At 66.4% G+C, this 20,885-nt stretch carries 19 protein-coding genes and 1 tRNA gene; 11 read left to right on the forward strand and 9 right to left on the reverse strand.

Annotated features, from left to right (window positions below; translation table 11 throughout):
- Positions 1–23: 23 nt before the first annotated feature.
- Positions 24–476, reverse strand: a complete 453-nt coding sequence (locus tag FM101_RS09520) for a universal stress protein (protein WP_086998869.1) — start codon at positions 474–476, stop codon at positions 24–26.
- 48 nt (positions 477–524) lie between these two features.
- Positions 525–1,565 carry a YeiH family protein gene (locus FM101_RS09525; RefSeq protein ID WP_086998872.1) on the reverse strand — a complete coding sequence of 347 codons (1,041 nt, stop codon included), beginning with the start codon at positions 1,563–1,565 and terminating at the stop codon, positions 525–527.
- Positions 1,566–1,635: 70 nt separating this feature from the next.
- On the opposite strand from FM101_RS09525, the gene FM101_RS09530 reads away from it, so the two are divergent.
- Positions 1,636–2,526 carry a LysR family transcriptional regulator gene (locus tag FM101_RS09530; RefSeq protein WP_086998875.1) on the forward strand — a complete coding sequence of 297 codons (891 nt, stop codon included), beginning with the start codon at positions 1,636–1,638 and terminating at the stop codon, positions 2,524–2,526.
- A gap of 207 nt (positions 2,527–2,733) precedes the next feature.
- Positions 2,734–3,180 (forward strand): universal stress protein, encoded by a 447-nt coding sequence (locus FM101_RS09535; protein WP_086998878.1) that lies wholly within the window; start codon positions 2,734–2,736, stop codon positions 3,178–3,180.
- A gap of 91 nt (positions 3,181–3,271) precedes the next feature.
- Here the strand turns inward: FM101_RS09535 and FM101_RS09540 are convergent, their stop codons facing one another.
- From FM101_RS09540 to FM101_RS09570, 7 genes are all read right to left on the reverse strand, one after another.
- On the reverse strand, positions 3,272–4,114 hold the full coding sequence (locus FM101_RS09540) for a hypothetical protein (protein ID WP_086998880.1): 843 nt from the start codon (positions 4,112–4,114) through the stop codon (positions 3,272–3,274).
- A 259-nt stretch (positions 4,115–4,373) separates the two neighbouring features.
- Positions 4,374–4,446, reverse strand: a tRNA-Arg gene (locus FM101_RS09545).
- Positions 4,447–4,532: 86 nt separating this feature from the next.
- Positions 4,533–5,132: a hypothetical protein gene (locus FM101_RS09550; RefSeq protein WP_086998882.1), complete on the reverse strand. Its 600-nt coding sequence runs from the start codon at positions 5,130–5,132 to the stop codon at positions 4,533–4,535.
- On the reverse strand, positions 5,129–6,514 hold the full coding sequence (locus FM101_RS09555) for a DUF58 domain-containing protein (protein ID WP_086998885.1): 1,386 nt from the start codon (positions 6,512–6,514) through the stop codon (positions 5,129–5,131). The genes FM101_RS09550 and FM101_RS09555 overlap by 4 nt, the downstream gene beginning before the upstream one ends.
- Positions 6,511–7,515, reverse strand: coding sequence for an AAA family ATPase (locus FM101_RS09560; RefSeq protein ID WP_086998888.1), 1,005 nt, complete (start codon positions 7,513–7,515; stop codon positions 6,511–6,513). Before FM101_RS09560 ends, FM101_RS09555 begins: the two co-directional genes overlap by 4 nt.
- A complete protein-coding gene (locus FM101_RS09565; RefSeq protein ID WP_086998891.1) occupies positions 7,512–8,009 on the reverse strand; it encodes a hypothetical protein in 498 nt (165 codons plus the stop codon). The genes FM101_RS09560 and FM101_RS09565 overlap by 4 nt, the downstream gene beginning before the upstream one ends.
- The gene (locus FM101_RS09570) at positions 8,006–8,776 is read right to left on the reverse strand and encodes a DUF4129 domain-containing protein (protein WP_158225929.1); all 771 of its coding nucleotides are present in this window, start codon (positions 8,774–8,776) and stop codon (positions 8,006–8,008) included. Before FM101_RS09570 ends, FM101_RS09565 begins: the two co-directional genes overlap by 4 nt.
- 161 nt (positions 8,777–8,937) lie before the next feature.
- Here FM101_RS09570 and argS point away from each other — a divergent pair, with 161 nt between their 5' ends.
- The 9 genes from argS (at position 8,938) to FM101_RS09615 (ending at position 20,808) form a co-directional block, all read left to right on the forward strand.
- Positions 8,938–10,578, forward strand: coding sequence for an arginine--tRNA ligase (gene argS / locus FM101_RS09575; protein WP_086998897.1), 1,641 nt, complete (start codon positions 8,938–8,940; stop codon positions 10,576–10,578).
- Positions 10,579–10,580: 2 nt separating this feature from the next.
- Positions 10,581–11,999, forward strand: a complete 1,419-nt coding sequence (gene lysA, locus FM101_RS09580) for a diaminopimelate decarboxylase (protein WP_086998900.1) — start codon at positions 10,581–10,583, stop codon at positions 11,997–11,999.
- A gap of 7 nt (positions 12,000–12,006) precedes the next feature.
- On the forward strand, positions 12,007–13,314 hold the full coding sequence (locus FM101_RS09585; RefSeq protein WP_086998903.1) for a homoserine dehydrogenase: 1,308 nt from the start codon (positions 12,007–12,009) through the stop codon (positions 13,312–13,314).
- Positions 13,315–14,415 carry a threonine synthase gene (gene thrC / locus FM101_RS09590; protein ID WP_086998906.1) on the forward strand — a complete coding sequence of 367 codons (1,101 nt, stop codon included), beginning with the start codon at positions 13,315–13,317 and terminating at the stop codon, positions 14,413–14,415.
- Positions 14,416–14,418: 3 nt separating this feature from the next.
- A complete protein-coding gene (gene thrB, locus FM101_RS09595; protein WP_086998908.1) occupies positions 14,419–15,435 on the forward strand; it encodes a homoserine kinase in 1,017 nt (338 codons plus the stop codon).
- A 314-nt stretch (positions 15,436–15,749) separates the two neighbouring features.
- A complete protein-coding gene (gene rho / locus FM101_RS09600) occupies positions 15,750–17,900 on the forward strand; it encodes a transcription termination factor Rho (RefSeq protein WP_086998949.1) in 2,151 nt (716 codons plus the stop codon).
- A gap of 149 nt (positions 17,901–18,049) precedes the next feature.
- A complete protein-coding gene (gene prfA / locus FM101_RS09605; RefSeq protein WP_086998911.1) occupies positions 18,050–19,132 on the forward strand; it encodes a peptide chain release factor 1 in 1,083 nt (360 codons plus the stop codon).
- A 7-nt stretch (positions 19,133–19,139) separates the two neighbouring features.
- Entirely contained in the window at positions 19,140–20,045 is a 906-nt protein-coding gene (prmC, locus tag FM101_RS09610; protein ID WP_086998913.1) for a peptide chain release factor N(5)-glutamine methyltransferase, read from the forward strand.
- Positions 20,020–20,808, forward strand: coding sequence for an L-threonylcarbamoyladenylate synthase (locus tag FM101_RS09615; RefSeq protein WP_428844154.1), 789 nt, complete (start codon positions 20,020–20,022; stop codon positions 20,806–20,808). The genes prmC and FM101_RS09615 overlap by 26 nt, the downstream gene beginning before the upstream one ends.
- The last annotated feature ends 77 nt before the right edge of the window (positions 20,809–20,885 follow it).

Raw genomic sequence — 20,885 nt, forward strand, 5'->3', positions numbered from 1 at the left:
GCGGCCTCCGCCGTCCTGAGCCCTCAGGTCAGGGAAGGATGGTGATCGGATCGCACCGTCAGCACGGGAACCCCCGCATGGGCTATGCACTCTAGGCTGACGGAGCCCAGCAGCATGGAAACGAATTCATTATGGCCCCGGTTCCCCAGCACCAGCATCCGGGCGTCCGCGGATGCCTCGGTGAGTTCGACCCCGGGGCGTCCGCGGCGCAGCAGGCGTTCGAGCGGTACGGGGCAGCCGTCGGGGAACACCTGGTCGAGCAGGCGGTCCTGGGCTGCCTGCGCATCGTCCTTGAACGCGGAGTCCTGCAGTTCGATGTCGGCGGTGTAGAACTGCGGGACCTGCCAGCATGTCACCACCCGCAGGCCGGTCCGCAATGATCGGGCCAGTTCGGCGGCCTCGTGCAGGGCGGCTGCGGAAGAGGGGGAACCATCGATGCCGACGGCGATGAGGGCGGGGGATTCAGGGGCATTCATGTCGGGCCTTTCGGTGGGTGTGCGTGACCGGGCGGGGTGTCGCCGGGATCAGTCGCCCAGGTGCACCAGCATGATGCCGCCGAGGGCGATGCAGGAGACCAAGACGGTGGAGGCGGCAGCCAGGATGAAGGGGCGGACGCCCACGCGGACCAGGTTGCGGATCTTGACTCCGCAGCCGAGGCCGAACATTGCCGCAGACAGCAGCGCGGTCTGGGCGAACTGGCCGGCCTCGAGGACCCCGCCGGGCAGCTCGACGGTGGAACGCAGCGCGATCATGGCCAGGAAGCCGATGATGAACAGGGGAACGATGGGTGGGCGCTTGCCATCGGCCGCAGCGATATTGCCGTTGCGGCGCTGGCGGATGCTCAACACGGCGACAACGGGGGCCAGCAGCAAGACACGGGCCAGTTTGACGATCACTGCGACAGCGAGCGCGCCGCCACCAATGATGCCGCCGGCGGCAACGACCTGGGCGATCTCGTGGATGGAGCCACCGGCCCAGAGGCCGTTGAGCTCGTTGCTGAGCCCGAGGGCCTGGCCGAGGAGCGGCACCAGGGGGATCATCAAGGTGCCGAAGATGACCACGAGGGCGACGGCGGTGACCACGTCTTCCTCCTCGGAATCGGCGACGCCTTCGACCCCGGCGACGGCTGCGGCACCACAGATGGAGAAACCGCAGGCGATCAGCAGCACCTGCCCCGGGCGCATCTTCATCAGCCGACCCATCAACAGGGTGCCGAAGATGCCACCGGCGACGATGCAGACGATGACCACCAGCATCGGTGCGCCCAAGGAGACGATGTCCCCGATGACCAATTGCAGGCCCAGGAAGACGATGCCGAGGCGCAGCAGCTTCTTCGCGGCGAAGGTGATTCCCGGGGCGGTGCGTTCGGGCAGTCGCAGGAGATTCGTGGTGGCGATGCCCAGCACGATGGCGATGATCAGGGCGCTGACGCCGGGCAGCAGATGACTCAGCGTCATGGAGAGGGCGGTGGCGACCGCGCACACCAACAGTCCGGGGGCGAAGCGTTGGAAAAGGTGGCCGCCGCGGGTTGCGACGCCTGGACGTGTTTGGGTATTGGTGCTCATGAACCGAGGTTTTCACGCCGCGCCCACCGCCGGTAGCCATCGGTTCGGCATGGGGTCATATCATGAGCGTATGGGTTTGAACTGGCCGGATCTGCATGCACTCGAACTGCTGGTCGCCGTGGTGGATGAAGGCAGCGTCGGTGCCGGGGCGCGCAGCATGGGTATGGCACAGTCCAATGCCAGCCGCCTGATCTCCCGGCTCGAGGCGACGGCGGGCACCCCGCTCCTGCAACGCGGCCCTCGAGGTTCCGTGCCCACCGCCCGGGGCGTGGAACTGGCCGAGGCAGCGCGGACATTGTTGAAGCAGTCCCGGCACTTTATGGGAGTGTTGGGCGCCGGGAAGACCGCAGGGCCTGTCGAGTTGCGGGTCGGGGCCAGCCAGACGGTGGCCGAAAACCTGCTGCCGGCGTGGCTGGCAGAATTGCGCCGGCGTTTGCCTGAGGTGCGCGTACAGCTCCAGGTCCTGAATTCGGCCCAGGTGATCTCCAAGGTCCAGCACGGGACCTTGCAACTGGGCTTCGTGGAGACGCCGCATCTGCCGGTGGGGATTAGTGCCGCTGTGGTTCAGGAGGACGAGTTGGCCGTCGTCGTGGGTCCGGAGCACCCGTGGTCGGAGCGACACGGGAGCCTGGGGTTGCAAGAGTTGGCCCGGACCCCGCTGGTGGTCCGCGAACGGGGGTCGGGGACCCGGGAGGCACTTGAACAGCTCCTGGCCGGACGCGAGGCGGCGGAGCCGGCGCAGGTGCTTCACAGTAATGCCGCCGTGCGCATTGCCGTGGCCTCCGGTGCGGGGCCCGCGGTGCTCAGCGAGTTGGCCTTGCGGGAGCAGCTGGCTTCCGGGACGTTGTTGCGGGTTCCGCTCGATGGCGAAACGCCACACCGTCCCCTGACGGCCGTCTGGTTGGGGCCGCAGCGACTAGCCGGGCCGATCGCGGAACTCGTGGCGATCGCCGCCGACTAGACCGGGGCCGGTCCTGCTACGGTGAGCACGGGTGGACGGTGTGGTCCGGCCAGGCTGGCGGGTCACCTGATTCACTGGCCTGCTCCGCTTTGGGGTCACGACCCGTTCGCGTGGTGACCTGCTATTTGGTGCCACCGACAAGGCAGTCCGGTGTGGGCTTGATCGTCAAAGGTGCGTTTGCGGCGCACCGGAAGAGGTGAGCACAGCATGGCAACGAATCCTATTGTGGTGGGCGTCGACGGTTCGGACGACTCCAAGGCCGCCCTGAAATGGGCTGTCGAATACGGGCGCCGGTACGAGGCCCCCGTTGAGGCACTCGCAGTTTGGAATGTCCCGTACTCTTTCGGGTTTATGCCTCCCTACGCCGGAAGCCGGGCTGAGGTCAAAGAGAATGCCCAAAAGATGCTGGACGATACCGTGCAGGACGCCGTGGGTGGTGATGCGGGGGTGATCCAGCGGATCGAACATGGCCTCCCTGCCGAAGTGCTCGTCGTCGCCTCGGGATCGGCGCAGCTGCTGGTGCTGGGTACGCGCGGCCATGGTGCCTTCGCCGGGATGTTGCTGGGGTCGGTGAGCCAGCACTGCGCGAGCCATTCCAAATCCCCCTTTGTGGTGGTCCCGAATCCTGAAGGTCGGGGCAAGCCGAAGAAGTAGGTCCAGCGACGGTGCCCTGCTCCGGGCCCACGGAGTACTTCCGGGGGCCCGGAGCCTCGCTAGAGCGCGGGGCGCTGTGCTCCGGTGAAGGTCACGCCGACTTCAGGCTGTCGAGGACACGCTGCGCCTCATCGGCGATATTCTGCATGGCCTTCTGATCTGCTTCCTTGCCTTGGACCTGCAGCTGTACTTGCAGCCCGTCGTCGAGCAGCGAGACGTTGGAGCCGGGGATCTCGGTGCCCTGCACGGTGATCACCGTGCGCAAGGCCACCGATGAGGGCGCCTTGGTCGTGACCTTGGCTTCCTCCATCTTCATCTTGGTCTTGATGCCCATGAGTTCAACGTCCATCTGCTGGCAGTCGTCCAAGGCGTCTATTCCCTCATCGAAGGTGGCCTGGGTTTCTGCGGGGTCGCCCGCGGACATGATCGTGATCGAGATGGACTGCATCGGGTCCTCAGGGTTTGGATACGTGCCGACCGCGATGTTGTTCTTTTTCAGTTCTGATTCTATGTCGATGCCCTGGGCTGAATTGCACTTTTCGGGAGAAATCTTCATTCCCTCAACCATGGCCCCGGCGGCACCTGCCTGGGCGCGCAACGTCTTCCCCGAAAGAATCTGAGCTCCTGGATCCTCGTCGAAGAAGTCGGTCACTGCCTTCTTGAGCTGGGTATCGGAGAGGGCTGCGCCATTCCCGGCGTCGGAACCTTTGGCTGCAGGGGACGAACCGCTCTCAGCTGATTGCGCCGGTGGGGCACTGGAGGACTGGGCGTTGGCCGCTGGGGCGGAAGTCGATGCCTCGCCGGCGGCGCCCGGGGTCGAGGATGATGCCGCCGCGGGGGAATCATCGGATGCTGAGTCCGCTGAACCGGAGCAGCCGGTCAAGGCCAGCGCGGCCGCCAGGGGGATGGTGAGGTAAAGCGGTTTCTTGGACATATGTTCCTCCGTCGGATGAGGGCAAGTGATGGGAAGAAGCCTTGAAATGGTGATCGGCCCCCGCTCGATGGGTAGCGGGGATCCGCGCCACTTGGGTTAACCTATCCGATGGATGACTGGGGGGCTAGACACGTGCCCCTCTGGTGCTGGACAGTGCTGCGGGTGGCCGGAAGGCGCTGCGGAGGAGGGCGGCAGGTCCTGACACGAAAAAGGTCCCCGGCCGAAGCCGGGGACCTGATCCTGGTGACCCAAATATATGTGCCCTCGAAAGGATTCGAACCTTCGACCTTCTGCTCCGGAGGCAGACGCTCTATCCCCTGAGCTACGAGGGCGTGCCGCAGATTGCTGCGCGGCGGGGAACCTCAAAGAGCTTAGCAGGAACCGGACGCCCACGTGCAACCCGGGCGGCCCCGGGGCACTAGTCGGGATTCTCCGGGCGCCGGGCAACCCGTGAGGCCGCCCAAGCGCCGGCCATCAAAATACCTGCCGAGGCGATGCCGGCCAGGGCCCCGAAGGCGCCGGTGGCCGGTGTGGCCCACCAGGAGAGCAGGAAGACGACGACGGTGAGAAGCTGGGCAGCGATTTGCGGCGCCGCAGCGGCCCGGGCGGCTTCGAGGAGCGCGTCCCGGGTGAAACGGGCCGATCGTGGTGCCAGGGCAGCCAGCGCCAACAACAGATAAATGCCATGGGCGGCCACAACATACAGCGGCAGGGTCCACAACCCCACCGTGCTGACCTGCAGGTAGGCGGCGCCCAATAACAGTAAGGCAATCAGGGCCGTGACGTGTTGGGGCCAGCGTAGGACCAGCACGGCGACGGCGACCACGACGGTCACCCCGGAACCGAGAGCCAGAGGGTCCCACCCCTCGGCGTTGAGCACCGCCGCTGGCAGGCAGCCGGCCACGAGCATACCAGCCGCCAGGACGGCCAGCAGTGAGGCCGGATATGTCCCGACGGCCAACGGCTCCATCGACGGGGGACGGCGTTCGGGACGGAACCGACGCGACAACATGTTCATCGGACACCTCCGGGCAGGGAGTTGGCACGGGCCCGGGACAGTCCCCAGCGTTCCACGGATTCCCGCAGGCCCGCCGCGGGCAACACCTCGATGCCCTCGGCAGCCAACTCGGCCCGCACTGCGGCACGGGTGGCCATGAGCAGGGTCAGGGCCTGGGCCTCGGAGAAGGGGAGATCGGTGGCATCTGGTTCGGGCAGGGTGTCGACGACGGCGACGATATGACCCGCCCTCACCCAGCGCGCCGGAATCGAAGCGACGTCGTGGTCCAGCAGGGGGGAGAAGAAATAGACCAGTGTTCCCGGCGCCGGTGTCGGTAACCGCCTGGGCAGAAAGCTGCTGGCGGAAACCATCAGGGCGGCGAGGCGCCGACGCACCAGTTCCAGCTGGCGGTACCCGGCCGCCGGACGGACCGGCGAAGAGAACCCGACGGCGTCCAGCATTCCGACCCGGTCACCACGGGCCAGGTAGGCGGCGGCCAGGGAGCCGGCCGCACTGCGGGTGAGCTGGAGACTGGTCTCCATGCGCAGCGCGTCCAGGGTCGGGTCGATCCAGGCGGCGACGCGGCCGGGGAAATCAACCCGGGCGTCGATCGCCAGGGTCACCCCGGCGTCGGCTGGGGCCAGGTAGCGGCGGACCAGGGGTATGCCCGAGGCGTCGGTACTGCGGGCCGAAGCCCTCCAGTCGATATGGCGGCGGTCATCGCCGGGTTTGAGTGGGCCGACATCTCGCAGTTCGGTCCCTCCTCCACGCAGGCGGGCGTGATGGTTCCCCGCATGGGCACGTAGCGCCGAAGGGATGGGCAGACGTCGTACCGGGTCGGGTTGCGGCTGGAGCATGGCCGTGAGTTTTCCGGTCTCCGCCTCGTGACGGCAGATGCCCAGATCGGGGCTGAAGGCCGATACCCGGTAGACCAATAGATCGCGCCGCCCACCGCGCGGGACCCGGATGCCGAGCCCGGTCGATTCCGCCGTCGTGGTGACCACCGCCGATTCCCGCCCACCCGGGGCCACGGCTCGTACGACCATCAATGCGGGGCCCGCCTGCGTGTTATTGGCAGCATCACGGAACAGGATCCGGCGTCGGGCCCCTCCCAAGAGGGGCCCACGAGTGGAGCGATCGAATTCGACGGTGGGGACATGCTGGTTGCCGAAACGTCGCGGCGTGGAGACGGCGATCAGGGCGAACAGGGCCCCGAGCACCGCGATATCGGGGCGGCGGGCGATGGCAGCCCCGACGCCGAAAAGGAGGGCCAAGAGCACTGCCACCCCCCATTGCGGGGATCTGGCGGCGGGGCCGGCCACCGCAGGCTGCCGTCGGGTATCCACCAGTCGGGAGGCCGGGTGGTCCGTCGTGGCTGGCCGGCCGCCGGATCCGGGGCTCACGGTGCCGTGGCCGGGACCGGAACTGAGCCGGTGACTTCGTCGATGAGCGCCACGGGATCCGTTCCTCGGGCCCACGCCGCAGGGGAGAGCACCAGCCGGTGAGCCAGCACCGGAACGGCCACTTCCTTGATGTCCTCCGGGACCACATAGGCCCGCCCATCCAGTGCCGCGACGGCCCGGGCCATCAACACCAACGCCTGGGAGCCCCGGGGTGACGCCCCGACCTGGACGTCATCCAGCTCCCGGCTGGCTGCCGTGAGGCGTACCGCATAGGCGATGATGTCCGCCGAAACAGGAACCACCGCCAAATCCTCTTGCAGCCGGCGCAGCGAGGACGGATCCAAGACCGCGCCCAGTACCGGCTCCACCAGACCGCGCAGCAACCTCTTGGACACGATGTCCGCTTCGGCCCCCGCCAGCGGATACCCCAGCGCCAGCCGGACCAGGAAACGATCCAGCTGTGCCTCCGGCAGCGGATAGGTGCCTTCGAACTCCACCGGGTTGGAGGTGGCGAAGACATGGAAGGGAACGGGGAGCGGATGGGTCGCGCCCTCGACGGAGACCTGCCCTTCGGCCATGGCCTCCAAGAGTGCGGATTGGGTTTTGGGGGAGGTGCGGTTGATTTCGTCGGCCAGCAGCAGACCGGTGAAGACGGGGCCGGGCTGAAAGTCGAAGCTGCGGGCGACGGGATCGAAGATCGAGGAGCCGGTGACATCGGAGGGCAGCAGATCTGGTGTGCACTGCAATCGACGAAAACCCAGTCCGAGTGTCTGGGCGAGGGACCGGGCCGCCAGGGTCTTGCCCAACCCCGGCATATCCTCAAATAAGACGTGGCCCCCGGCCAGGACGGCGGCCAAGGCCAGCCGCAACGGGTCACGGGTGCCGATCACCGCCTGCCCGACCCCCTCCAAGACTGCGGCGCCCGCGGCGGCGATACGCGCGGTCACTTCTTCGGCGGTGGCGCTTTCCATCGGCTGGGGGCCTGCTGCGGGATCGGTCATGAGCGACCTTTCATCGGGGGAGGGGGCAGAGATGGGTCCTGAGAGAGCCAGATATCGACTTCGTAGGCCGCTGCGGTGGCCTGCCGGGAGGTGAGATCGCGGCCGGCCTCCAGCTCACGGTGGGCCACCGCGGTGGCCGGGCCCACCGTTTCGGCCTCTCCTGCGAACCGGACCGCGGTGCGGACGGCGTGCTCCAAGGCCTGGGCCGCCGGGGAATGCCGGCTGAGGCGCTTGGAGAGCAGCGAGAAGGACAAGGCCCGGAAGCCCTGGTTGCCGTTGGGTGGACGCCCGGGATCCAGCGGAAGCCGGGTGGAGAACGTCAACAGTGGAAGGATCGTGAACACGTAGCCCAGACAGACGCCGAGGGCCGTGAAAATCGCGGTATGGCCGGCATCGATACGGGTGTAGAGACAGAAACCCCAGGCGATGACGCCGAAGGACAGCGGGCCGATCCACGCAGATTTCCCGGGTTTTCCCGGCTGTGGACGGTTCATGCGTTCACGCTGGCGGGGCGGGGAGGACGGTGTCGGCCGGCAGCCGAGACTTCTTCGGCGAGCAGGATGAAATCGGCGCTGGCGCGGCGCCACTGGGCCGCGTCGGGTTCCCATCCTGGGGCTCCGACGTCGTATCTGGCCCGCTCATAGAGGGCCAATAAACGGGCCAAGGGGGCGCTGGAGACCCCGAAGGCTGCCAGCATGGCCCCGGCGTGCTCGGTGGGTGTCTGGGAGCCGCGGCGCTGCTGCCCGGCCGACGCGGCGAGGCGTTCGAGCTCGGCCCAGGAAGCAATCAGGCGGGAGGGGCGCTGATCTGCGGTGGCTTCCGCAAGCGTGGCCCCAGCACCTGAGAGGCTCGCAGCCACTTCGGCGCGCAAGGTGGCTTCGCGGGCGATCTCGTCGGCCACAGCGGTTTCGGGTTGGGCGTCGGCACGGTCCCTGCGGCGCATGGAAAGCACCAACAAGGCCAGCAAGAGGATGATGCCGGCAAAGATGGTGGCGGCGATCGTCTGGCCGATGGACGAGATGGTGTCCTGGTCCGGCTGCTTCTGCGGGGCCACCGTACCTTCGATCGGCCCCTCGGATTCCGGTGCTGCCGACGGGGAGGCATCCGCGCTCAAGGCCCCGGTCTGCTGGGGGAGCCCCGCCGGGCTGTTGTGGCTGAGGGACGGCAGGCTCGCCGCACCGAAAACGACCAGCAGGGCACCGAGGAAAACCGCCAGAAATGCCGCGGTAGGACGCGGTATCCCGCCCGTGGTTCGTCCCATTGCCATCCTCTTGGTCATCGTTGACCTGCTGGTGGGTGAATCTACCAGTAGGAGCATTCTGACGGCAGGGGTGCACGATGACGGGAGCCTGGTGAGGGACCGGTCGGGGCAGTGCGGTCATCGAATCGGAGTCGGGCCTACCTGACAGTTATCCTTGGTGGGTGACTCCTGAAGAACTCTCCCTCGCCATTTCCGCCTGCCTGCGCGAAGCCGTTGCCGCCGGTGAATTCACCGTCGATGTGCCCGACGACGTGCGGGTGGAACGACCCAAGAGCCGTGACCACGGTGACTGGGCCACCAACATCGCCCTGCAGCTGGGAAAAAAGGCCGGTATGAACCCGCGCGAGTTCGCCGGTTTATTGCGCGAACGCCTGGTCTCGATCCCCGGGGTCGCCTCCGTCGACATCGCCGGGCCCGGTTTCCTGAACATCACCCTCGACGCTGCTGCCGCCGGCGAGCTGGCCAAATCGATCGTCGAGGCCGGGGCCGCCTACGGCTCAAACGAGACCTTGGTCGGGCATGTGGTGAACATGGAATTCGTTTCGGCGAATCCCACCGGTCCGCTGCATATCGGGCATACCCGCTGGGCCGCGTTGGGCGACTCGATCGCCCGCGTGCTCAAGGCCAGTGGGGCCGAGGTGACGCGCGAGTACTACATCAACGACGCCGGCAAGCAGATGAATGTCTTCGCGCGTTCGGTCTACAACCGCCTGCATGACCTGCCGGTGCCCGAGGGTGGCTATCCGGGTGAATACATCGCCGAGCTGGCGGCTCAGGTCGCTACCGAGCACCCGCGGATCCGTGAACTGACCGAGGAGGCAGCACTTCCCGTGGTGCGGGAGTTGGCCTATGCGGCCCAACTCAAGGACATCAAGGAAACCTTGAAGGACTTTGGGGTCAGCTTCGACGTGTTCTTCTCCGAGCAGCAGTTGCATTCCGAAGGTGCCGTCGAGGCCGCAGTGGCGCGTTTGCGCGAACAGGGCCATGTGGAGGACCTGGACGGCGCCGTGTGGTTGCGCACCACCGATTTCGGAGATGACAAAAACCGGGTGATGGTCCGGGCCAACGGCGAACCCACCTATTTCGCCGCAGACGCCGCCTATTACCTCTCGAAGAAGGACCGCGGCTACGACGAGAAGATCTACCTGCTCGGCGCCGACCACCACGGCTACGTTTCGCGTCTGCGTGCCATTGCCGCCTGTGCCGGTGACGACCCGGACCACAACATCGAGATCCTGATCGGGCAGCTGATCTCCGTCAACGGCGCCAAGCTCTCCAAGCGCGCGGGCAATATCATCGAGCTGCGGGACCTGATCAACTGGCTCGGGGCTGATGCCTTGCGTTACTCGCTGGGGCGCTACCCGGCAGATTCGCCGATGGCGTTGGATCCCGAGCTGCTCAAGAAGAACACCAACGACAATCCGGTGTTCTACGTCCAGTACGCCCATGCACGGTCCTGCGCCGCGGCCCGAAATGCCGTGGCCAAGGGTGTGGAACGCACTGGATTCGATGCCGGCCTGCTCACCCACGCGACCGAGAACGACCTGCTGGCCATGCTGGGGCAGTTCCCTTCGGTGGTGGGTCAGGCGGCTTCGTTCCGGGAACCGCACCGTGTGGCGCGCTACCTCGAATCGCTGGCCGGGGCCTACCACCGCTGGTATGCGGCGGCCCGCATCACCCCGTTGGCCGACGGACCGGTCGAGGACATCAACCGCACCCGCCTGTGGCTCAACGACGCCACCACCCAGGTGCTCGCCAACGGATTGGACCTGTTGGGCGTTTCGGCACCGGAGAAGATGTAACCGTGGCCGCATCGAATCTGGCTCCCGACTGGTTGAGCTACCCGAGGGACATCAACGAGTTGCGCCGGGTCCAATGGGCCGCCGGGGTGGCCCGCACCGAGGACGGCGAACTGGCCGTGCAGGGCCTGCGCGTCTCCGAGCTGGCCCGCGCATACGGTACCGCCCTCTTCGTGCTGGACGAGGACGACTTCCGGGCCCGTGCCGCCGGCTTTCGTGACGCCTTCGACTCCGCTTTCGCCGAACTCTGCGGCGGGGTCGACGTCTACTATGCCGGCAAGGCGTTCCTGAGCATCGAGGTGGCCCGCTGGGTGACCGAGGAAGGCCTGCGGCTGGACACCTGTTCGGGCGGCGAACTGGCGGTGGCTCGGCGCGCCGGAGTGCCGGCGGCGAACCTGTCCCTGCATGGGAACAACAAATCCGCCGCTGAGATCGGCACCGCCCTGGAGATGGGGTTGGGCCGCATCGTGGTGGACAGCCAGGATGAGCTCGAACGCATCATCTTGATCGCCGGCACGCAGGGTGCCATCGCCAACGTGATGCTCCGGCTGACCCCGGGGGTCCATGCCAGTACCCACGAATTTATTGCCACCGCCCATGAGGACCAGAAATTTGGTCTGTCGATGGTCCCCGATGCGACCGGTAGTTCGCCGGCAGCGGTGGCCGTGGCTCGGGCACTGGAGGCAGCTGAAGTGAACCTGTTGGGCGTCCACGCCCATATCGGCTCGCAGATCTTCGAAGCCGAAGGGTTTGAAATCGCCGCCCGCACCATGCTCGGCTTCCTGGGCGCCATCCGGGATCGACACGGGGTGGAACTGCCCGAGCTGGACCTGGGCGGTGGCTACGGGATCGCCTATACCGAAGCGGATACCCCGCGGGAGCCCGCCGAACTGGCCCGGGCCATGGCCGCCGTCGTCGACGAAGAAGCCACTGTGTTGGGGTTGGCGGTCCCACGGATCTCCATCGAACCCGGACGAGCGATCGCCGGACCGAGTACCTTCACCCTCTACGAGACCGGAGTGCGCAAGACCGTTCAGGTCGAGGACGGGAACGGCACACTGCCCCGACGCTACGTTTCGGTCGATGGTGGGATGAGCGACAATGCCCGCCCGGTCCTCTACGAGGCTGACTACAGTGCGGTGCTCGCCTCGCGTGTGACGGATGCCGAACCGATTATGTCCCGTGTGGTTGGAAAACACTGTGAAAGTGGTGACATAGTCGTCCGGGATGTTTACCTGCCGGACGACGTCGCGGCGGGCGACCTCCTCGCGGTCCCTGGAACCGGTGCGTATTGCTGGGCTTTGGCCAGTAATTACAACTACCTGGGCCGGCCCGCGGTGATCGCCATTCGTGGCGGTGTCGCCCGCGTCATCATCCGCAGGGAAACCGAAGACGATTTGTTGGCCCGTGACATGGGAGCGTAGGTAACACGTGAAAAAACTCAAGGTGGCCCTCCTCGGCTGCGGCAATGTCGGTTCGCAAGTCGCCAGGATTTTGCTGGACGACGCCGCAGTGCTTGCCGAACGGACCGGGGCTGAACTGGAACTAGCAGGCATCGCCGTGCGCAACCTCGAGGCGCCGCGCGATGTTGAATTGCCCGCAGGGCTGTTCACCACCGATGCCGAGGCACTGGTGGACTCCGCTGATATCGTCATCGAGCTCATGGGCGGTCTGGAACCGGCAGCCTCCTTGATCCGCCGGGCCATCGATGGCGGAGCCACCGTGGTCACCGGGAATAAGGCGCTGCTGGCCAAGGACTTGCCAGGACTTGCCGCCCGAGCCAATGAAGCCGGTGTCCAGCTCTCCTACGAGGCAGCCGTGGCCGGTGCGATCCCGATCCTGCGGCCCATCCGCGATTCCTTGGCCGGTGACCGGATCACCAAGGTCATGGGCATCGTCAACGGGACCACCAACTACATTCTCGACGCGATGGACACCACCGGCGCGGCCTTCGACGATGCCTTGACCAAGGCCAAGGAACTCGGTTATGCCGAAGCCGACCCGACGGCGGACATCGAAGGCCATGACGCCGCCTCGAAGGCAGCGATCCTGGCGACCCTGTCCTTCCACGCCCCCTTCGACCTGGACGATGTGGACTGCGAGGGCATCACCTCCGTCACCGCCGAAGACGTCGCCGCCGCCCGCGAACAGGGAATGGTCATCAAACTCTTGGCGATCGCCGAACGGCTGGGCAATGGTAGCGGGACCGAGGGCGTCGGGGTCAGGGTCCACCCGACCCTGATTCCGCGCGTCCACCCGCTGGCTGCCGTGCACGGGGCCTTCAACGCCGTGTTCGTTGAGGCAGACAACGCCGGCGAACTGATGTTTTACGGCCAGGGCGCCGGTGGACGACCCACGGCTTCCGCAGTCGTCGGCGATGTGGTCTCCGCGGCCCGACGCGTCGTCCTGGGTGGCCCCGGACGCACCGAAGCCACCGTGGGCCAGGTCAAGGCCCTTCCCATCGACGCGGTGCGGACCAGCTACAGCATCGGTCTGCAGGTCAGTGATAAGACCGGCGTGCTGGCCAAGATCGCGAAGATCTTTACCGACCACAAGGTGTCCATCGAAACCATGCGCCAAAGCCCCGAGGACGTCGAGGGGGATGCCCCCGGCTCGGCCTCGCTACGCTTCGTCACCCACCGTGGCAGCGAAGCGGCGTTGGCCGCCACCGTGGCAGATATCAAGGAACTCAGCGTCGTCACCGCCGTGACGTCCGTACTCAGAGTCGAAGGAAACTAAGTGGCCCACCAGTGGCGCGGTGTTATCCGCGAATACGCATCCCGACTGCCCGTGGACGAGTCCACCCGGGTGATCACCCTGGGGGAGGGCGGCACCCCGCTGGTCTTTGCCCCGGCCCTCTCCGAACTCACCGGCTCCGAGGTGTACCTGAAGGTCGAGGGGATGAATCCCACCGGCTCCTTCAAGGACCGCGGGATGACCATGGCCATGACCGCTGCCGTGGCTTCCGGCGCCCAGGCCGTCGTGTGCGCCTCCACCGGCAACACCTCGGCCTCCGCTGCCGCCTACGCCACCCAGGCGGGCATCACCTGCGCCGTGCTGGTCCCCGACGGCAAAATCGCCATGGGCAAGCTCTCCCAAGCCATCGCCCACGGTGCCGAACTCCTGCAGGTCAACGGCAACTTTGATAACTGCTTGGACGTGGCCCGCAAATTGAGCGAGAACTATCCGGTATTCCTGGTGAACTCGGTGAACCCTGCACGCATCGAAGGCCAGAAGACCGGTGCCTTCGAAGTGGTCGACTTCCTGGGAGATGCCCCGGATTACCACCTGTTGCCCGTGGGCAACGCCGGGAACATCACCGCCTACTGGAAGGGCTACCAGGAGTACTCCGAGCCCTACGCATCCGCCACCGCAGGCACATTGGCCCCCGTGGCCACCAAACGGCCGATCATGTGGGGTTTCCAGGCTGCCGGCTCGGCCCCCATCGTCGCCGGTCACCCGATCACCGAACCCGATACGATCGCCACTGCGATCCGGATCGGCAACCCCGCCTCCTGGGCCCAGGCCGAAGCCGCCCGCGATGAATCAGGCGGCATGATCGATGCCGTCAGCGACGAGGAAATCCTCGATGCCCACCGCTGGCTCTCGGCCAAGGAAGGGGTGTTCGTCGAACCGGCTTCCGCAGCCGGGGTCGCCGGGCTGCTGAAGCACCACGCCGCCGGGAACGTTCCGGCAGGCAAGAAGATCGTCATCACGGTCACCGGTCACGGACTCAAGGATCCGCAATGGGCGCTGCGCAATGCGGACGGCTCGGACGTCACCCCCACCAAGGTGGACTTCGATGTCGTCGCAGTGGCCGACGCCCTCGGCCTGGCCTGAAGAATGGACCGCACCAATTCCCCGGGCGTTCCCGTTCCCCAGGCACGGGTCCAGGGCCCGGTGATCGCCCCCGGCCAGCGCGTGAAAGTCTCGGTGCCCGGGACCACCGCCAATCTGGGGCCGGGTTATGACTGCCTCGGGTTGGCCTTGGGTCTACGCGATACCTTGACGGTCACCACGACGGCGGAAACCGGGGTCAAGGTCGATATTGAGGGGGAGGGGGCTGGATGCCTGCCCACCGATGCCCACCACCTGGTGGCCCGCACCATCCTCGCCCGCTGGGCCGATGCCGGCGCCGCGCCGGCGGGACTGCGGCTGCACGCGCATAACGTGATCCCGCACGGCCGGGGGCTGGGTTCCTCTGCGGCGGCCATCGTCTCGGGGCTGGCAGCGGCCGATGCCCTGCTGCCCGAGACCCTGCGCCGTGACCTCATCGAGCGCGAACCGCTTTTTGCCGCCGCCGCCCGGCTGGAAGGCCACCCGGATAATGTGGCCCCGGCGGTATATGGGGCCCTGACCTTATCGCTGCAGGACGGGCACGGGGCCAGCAGCACGGCGTTGGAGTTGGACGCCTCGATCCTGCCGGTCGTGGCGATCCCCGACACCGAGCTTTCCACCCGCATGGCCCGTTCGCTGCTGCCCGGAACCGTCGCACACGGTGTTGCCGCGGCGAATGGAGCCCATGTGGGGCTGTTGGTCCACGCCCTCGCGGGTCACCCGGAGCTGTTGCTGACGGCCACCGAGGACCGGCTCCACCAGGATCAACGGGCCCCGGCGATGCCCGCCTCGGCCGAACTGATCTCGCGACTGCGTGCCGCAGGGCATGCGGCAGTGGTTTCCGGTGCCGGCCCCACGGTGCTCGTTCTGGCGACGTCGGCTGAGGAAGCCGATACCGTCGTCGAACTCATTTCCGCTGCCGGGGCGGCAGGGCGCAACCCCGAATCGGTGTCCACCGCCGTGACGTGGCGTGTCCTGATGCCCGGCATCGACCTCACGGGTGTTAGAGTGGAGTCGCACTAGCGGTAATACCCCCGCCATCCGCGACGGAGACGTTTGGTCACCATCGGGATCGGGGAACGCACGGATCGTGCACTTCGCGAACTCCATTTTTACGGTTCCCCTGTGTCGACCCGCAGCAGACCGTGTGCGGCTTTCATGCTGGCCGTGCCTCGATTGCCGGGGAACCGGCGGCCACCACACAGGATGAATGCTTCAGGGCACTATCGGCGTTTGTCGATATGTCCGCAGCCGGCCCGCATCTGAAGCGGAGTACCGGAAGACAACCCAGCGGATCGTTCCGATATGATCCGCCCGACGAGGGGGAAGGAACCTTCGTGACCGAAACCACCAGCCTGACCGCAGGCGTGGAAGAAACGTCGACGGCACCACAGAACGCCGGATTGGCCGGGCTCAAGCTCGCCCAGCTCCAGGCGTTGGCGTCACAACTGGGGATCACCGGCGGATCGCGGATGCGCAAGGGTGACCTGGTCACCGCCATCTCGAACCACCAGCGCGGCGGCTCCGTCGCGGACCGCGAAAAGACCCCGAAGACCGGATCCGAGGATGGCTCCGCCAAGAAGGCGAAGACCGCCGAGAAGGCGCCGGTAGAGGCTGCCCCGCAGAGCGATTCCGAGGAGCGCCCGGCCCGTGGCCGTGGGCGCAGCCGTCGGGCCAGCAGCGACGGGGCGAGCACGCCGACCGAGTCGAAGGATTCGACGCCGGCCGCCTCCACCCCTCAAGCCGATACCGAGAGCTCCAACGAGTCCGGCTCCAACCAGCGTCGAGGCCGCGGCTCACGCCGTTCCCCCGAGACCGTTGAAGGCAACGAGGCCCCACAGGCTTCAAACCAGGATGACGGCCAGCAGCACGAAGGTTCGCAGTCCTCGGGTCACACGGACGAACGCCAGGACCGCGGGAACGACCGTTCGCGTAACCGTCGTTCACGCAACCGCCGCGACAACAACGATTCCGGAAACTCCTCTGACTCCCGCGAGACACACCGCGAAGAGAACCAGAAGAGCCAGCAGAATGATGCGGGCCGGAACGACCAGCAGGAGAACCAGCGGGACAATAACAACCGCCGGGACAACCAGCAGGACAATAACAACCGCCGGGACAACCAGCAGGACAACCAGCGCGATAACAACAACCGCCGGGATAACGACAACCGCCGGGATAATGACTCCAACGACCGCAGCGGGCGCAACAACCGCCGCGACCGCAACCGCAATCGCAACGACCGCAATGATCGTAACGACCGGAACAACCGTCGCGGACGCAACCGCAATCAGCCCGAGGTCGATGACACCGAGGTCACCGAGGACGATGTCCTGCTGCCGGTGGCCGGGATCCTGGACGTCCTGGAGAACTACGCTTTCGTGCGCACCTCCGGCTACCTGCCAGGACCCAACGACGTCTACGTCTCGCTGAACCAGGTCAAGCGACACAACCTGCGCAAGGGCGACGCCGTTGTTGGCGCCATCCGCGCCCCACGCGACGGCGAGAACAACAACAACTCGGGCAACCAGCGGGCGAAGTTCAATGCCCTGGTGAAGCTGACAACGGTGAACGGCAAGCCGGTCGAGGAAAACAAGGACCGGGTCGAGTTCAATAAGCTCGTCCCGCTCTACCCCTCCGAGCGTTTGCGCCTGGAGACCGAGGCCAAGCTCGTCGGGCCCCGCGTGATCGACCTGGTCGCCCCGATCGGTAAGGGCCAGCGTGGCCTGATCGTCTCGCCGCCGAAGGCCGGTAAGACGCTGATCCTGCAGTCGATCGCCAACGCCATCACGGTGAACAACCCCGAGGTCCACCTCATGATGGTGCTCGTGGACGAGCGCCCCGAAGAAGTGACCGATATGCAGCGCACGGTGAAGGGCGAGGTTGTTGCCTCGACCTTCGACCGCCCCGCCGACGATCACACCACGGTGGCCGAACTGGCCATCGAACGCGCCAAGCGCCTCGTGGAAATGGGGATGGACGTCGTCGTCCTGTTGGACTCGATGACCCGCCTGGGCCGTGCCTACAACCTCAGCGCCCCGGCGTCGGGCCGGATCCTTTCCGGTGGTGTCGACTCGGCGGCCCTGTACCCGCCGAAGCGCTTCTTCGGTGCCGCCCGCAACATCGAGAACGGCGGCTCGCTGACGATCCTGGCCACCGCACTGGTGGAAACCGGCTCCAAAATGGACGAGGTCATCTTCGAGGAGTTCAAGGGAACCGGCAACATGGAGTTGCGCCTGTCCCGCCAGCTGGCGGATAAGCGGATCTTCCCCGCAGTGGACGTCCGCGAATCGAGCACTCGTCGCGAGGAGAACCTGCTCTCGCCCGAGGAGATCAAGATCATGTGGCGTCTGCGCCGTGTGCTCTCCGGCCTGGAGACGCAGCAGGCGTTGGAGCTCCTCACCTCCAAGATCCGCGAAACGCAGTCCAACGCGGAATTCCTGATGCTGGTGTCCAAGACGACCCTCGGGTCCAAGTCCGACTCCTAGCTACCCGTACCGCCCGGATCCGGTCCCGCCATCGTGCGTCGACCGGGCCGGGCGTTATGCGTTAAGCCCCAGAGAAGGCCCGTTCGTCCCTAGACTGGTGCCCACACAGAACCCGCAACCGCCAGTGGTGCCGAGAAAGAAGTACAGCCATGTTCGAGTCCATCCAGTCCCTGCTCGACGAGCACGCCGAACTTCAGGCGCGACTGAGCGACCCTGCCGTCTATCAGGACCAAGCCGAGGCCCGGAAACTAGGCCGCCGCAGTGCCCAGCTCAACGGCATCGTGGAAGCGCATCAGCGTTACGTCCAGATCACCGAAGACCTCGAGGCTGCCCGTGAGATGGCCGACGAAGATGCCGAATTCGCCGATGAGGTGACCTCGCTGGAGGCCGAACTGCCGGTAGCCGAGGAAAAGCTGCGCCGCCTGCTGATCCCGCGGGACCCCAACGACTCGCGTGACGTGATCCTCGAAGTCAAGGGCGGTGAAGGCGGCGACGAGGCAGCACTTTTCGCCGCAGACCTGCTGCGGATGTACACCCGCTATGCCGAACATATGGGGTGGAAGACGGAGCTCATCTCCTTCAACGAATCCGATCTCGGCGGCTATAAGGACGCCCAGATGGCGATCAAGGGCAAATCCAACGACCCGGCCCAGGGCGTCTACGCCCACCTGAAATTTGAAGGAGGGGTGCACCGCGTCCAGCGGGTGCCCGTCACCGAATCCCAGGGGCGAATCCATACCTCGGCCGCCGGCGTACTGGTGCTGCCCGAGGTCGACGAGCCGGAGGAAGTGGACCTTCACCCCAATGACCTCAAAGTCGATGTCTACCGCTCCTCGGGTCCCGGTGGCCAGAGCGTGAACACCACGGACTCGGCGGTACGTCTGACCCACCTGCCCACCGGGATCGTGGTGGCCATGCAGAACGAGAAGTCCCAAATCCAGAACCGTGAGGCCGCCATGCGCGTGCTCCGGTCGCGTCTGCTGGCCCACCAGCAGGAACAGATCGACGCGGAGAACTCCGAGGTCCGCAAGTCACAGGTGCGCACCATGGACCGTTCGGAACGCATCCGCACCTATAACTACCCGGAAAACCGGATTGCCGACCACAGGACCGGCTATAAGGCCTATAACCTCGACCATGTGATGAACGGCGAATTGGAGCCGCTGATCAACTCCTGCATCGAAATGGACGAACAGGCCCGTCTGGACGCCATCGGCGACGACCAGAAGTAGGGTTCCGGTGGAATTGGAGCAGGCACTGCGCACGGCGGTGGGACAACTGCGCGACGCCGGTGTCCCTTCTCCACGTGCCGATGCCGAACTGCTGGCCGCCCACCTGTTGTCGGTTTCGCGCGGGCGTGTCTTGGCAATGGCCCTGGCGGGGGCGCCGACGCCCGAAGGCTATGAGGAACTGGTGGCCCGCAGGGCCCAACGAATCCCGTTGCAGCATCTGACCGGTATCGCCTATTTCCGTCACCTGGAATTGGCGGTGGGGCCCGGCGTCTTCATCCCGCGCCCCGAAACCGAAGTCCTGGCCCAATTGGCCATCGACCGGGCCCGGGCCGTGCTGGCCGAACAGGGCAGCGTGAGGGTCGTGGACCTGGGAACCGGTTCCGGGGCGATCGCCGCCTCGGTGGCCAGCGAAGTCCCCGGATCCGAGGTCTTCGCCGTCGAACTCAGCGACGAAGCCTTTCCGTGGGCGCAGCGCAACACAGCACCGCACGGTGTCACCCTGCTCGCCGAGGATCTGCGCACCGCCCTGGCGACCCAGGGCGGGACCTTCGACATCGTCGTTTCGAATCCGCCCTATATTCCGCCCGGCGCCATCCCGCGGGACCCCGAGGTCCGTGACCACGATCCCGAGCTGGCCCTGTATGGGGGAGGGGACGACGGATTGGACCTGCCGCGGGCGGTGATCGCCACGGGGGCCCGCCTGCTGGTTTCCGGCGGCTACCTGGCCCTGGAACACGCTGAAGTCCAGGCACCATCGATGCTAGAACTCTTCGCCCAAAGCGGTCGATGGCGTGATGTCATCGGCCATCGTGACCTCAACGACGCCGACCGGGTGACAGCCGCCTACCTGGCCGAGACCGCCGTCCCCGCCGGATCGACATGGAAGAATGGACCCCGTGACCGAACGCTTTGACTGCACCACCGAACCCGCCCGCTCCGAAGGAATCGCCGCCGCACAGACGGCCATCACGGCCAAACAGTGCATCGTGATGCCCACGGACACCGTCTACGGGATCGCCGCCGACGCCTTTTCGGCACAGGCGGTGGCCACCTTGCTGGCCGCCAAGGGCCGGGGACGGAACATGCCGCCACCGGTGCTCATCGCCCGGGTGGGGACCATGGACGGTCTGGCCGCCGAGGTCCCCGAGGACGCCCGGCTGCTGGCCAACTTTTTCTGGCCCGGCGCACTGACCTTGATCCTGCGCAGCCAGCCGAGCCTGTCCTGGGATCTGGGCGATACCCGCGGCACCGTGGCCCTGCGGATCCCCGACGATTCGGTGGCCCGGGACCTGCTGAAGGAAACCGGCCCGCTGGCGGTCTCCAGCGCCAACCGGTCGGGCCAGCCGGCCGCGACCACGGCTGCCGAAGCCGAGGAAATGCTCGGCGAATCGGTCTCCGTCTACTTGGATGAGGGGCCACGGCCTCCAGAGCAGGAAGGCCTGGAAACATCCTCGTTGCCCTCGACCATTGTTGATTGCACCGGAGATGTCCTGCGCGTGGTGCGCCAGGGGGCCTTGAGCCTGGCGGAACTGCGCGAAAGGGTCCCCTCCTTGCTCGGTATCGACGAGTCAGGGCCCGACGCGGCCAACGTTCAAGCCGAACCCGAAGGTTCTGGTGTAGAACTGAAGGAGGACGACGACGCCGGGGAACCCGGCACGCCGCCGGCCACCGCCTAGGACCGCGGGACCTACCGCACGTACGACCCAAGATTTCGGGTGCCGCCCACCGCGGCACCTGCCGGGACACCGGACCA

Origin of the sequence: Arthrobacter rhombi, assembly GCF_900163545.1 — a bacterium.
GTDB lineage: Bacteria > Actinomycetota > Actinomycetes > Actinomycetales > Micrococcaceae > Arthrobacter_H > Arthrobacter_H rhombi_A.